Source organism: Aminobacter sp. P4_D5 (genome assembly GCF_056401815.1).
In genome coordinates, this window is the sequence record NZ_JBFUIP010000453.1 from 1 (window position 1) to 970 (window position 970).

At 71.5% G+C, this 970-nt stretch carries 2 protein-coding genes; both read right to left on the reverse strand.

Annotated elements, in window-relative coordinates:
- The coding region (locus tag AC1DWF_RS32680; RefSeq protein ID WP_476842668.1) for a GntR family transcriptional regulator at positions 1 to 190 on the reverse strand (190 nt) is incomplete at its 3' end.
- Positions 156 to 970: Gfo/Idh/MocA family protein (locus tag AC1DWF_RS32685; protein ID WP_476842669.1), on the reverse strand; the 815-nt coding region annotated here is incomplete at its 5' end. The genes AC1DWF_RS32680 and AC1DWF_RS32685, both read right to left, overlap by 35 nt.

The following is a 970-nucleotide window of genomic DNA, read 5'->3' on the forward strand; positions in this document are numbered from 1 at the left end:
CCGTCTGCCGCCCGGCGGCGAAGCGCAGGCCGAGCTCGACCTCGGTGGGAAGCAGCGCGCCGGGCGGATAGACGCCGCGGCGGATCTCCTCCGTCAGCTCCGCCGCGACCTCGCGGTAGCGGGGCAGGGGCTTCGCGGACGGATCTTCGATCCGCCTAGGGCTCATCGCAGTCGATCGGGATTCCGGCATCGAGCGATCTTACCACCGCTTCGAAGCCGATCATGGTGGCCAGCACGTCGCGCTCGGCGATCGCCGGCGGCGCGCCGTGCTCCACCTGGGCCGCGAAGGCGTCGAGCTCCGCGCGCAGGGAATCCTCGGCCGGGAAGGTGATGCGCTCCGGCGCGGCATTGGCGCGGCGGACCACCATCTCCGTCTCGCCCAGCACTTCCGCCGAGCCCTTGGTGCCGAACACATGCACGCGCCAGAAGAATGGCGTGGCGCGGAGGGTCGCCATCATCCCGCTCGTGCCGTTCGCGAATTCCAGGATGACCGAGATGGAATCCCGCGGCGCCGGCGCGGGTGGGTGTTCCATCAGCCGCGCCGTCACGCGCCGCAGCGGCCCAAAGAGCCCGATGCAGGCATCGAGCGCATGCAGCCCGGCGCCGGTCATGCCGCCGCCCGGGGATTCGCCGGGCGCGAGGCGCCATCCGCCCGTCACCGCGTCGGAGTTGAGGTTGCTGTTATGGCCTTCGATGTGCAGGAGCTGGCCCAGCAATCCATCCGCGATCATCCCTCGCAGGGCCTTGATCGCCGGCCAGAAGCGCCGGTTGTGGCCGACTGCCATCGGCACGCCGGCGCGACGGCAGGCGCCCAGCATGGCGCGCGCATCGGCGGTGTTGAGCGCCAGAGGCTTTTCGCAGAAGACCGCCTTGCCGACCGCCGCCGCGGCCTCGACCTGGGAGCGGTGCAGCGAATGCGGCGTCGCCAGCACCACTGCCCGAACGGCGGGATCGGCCAGCACCTCGGCCT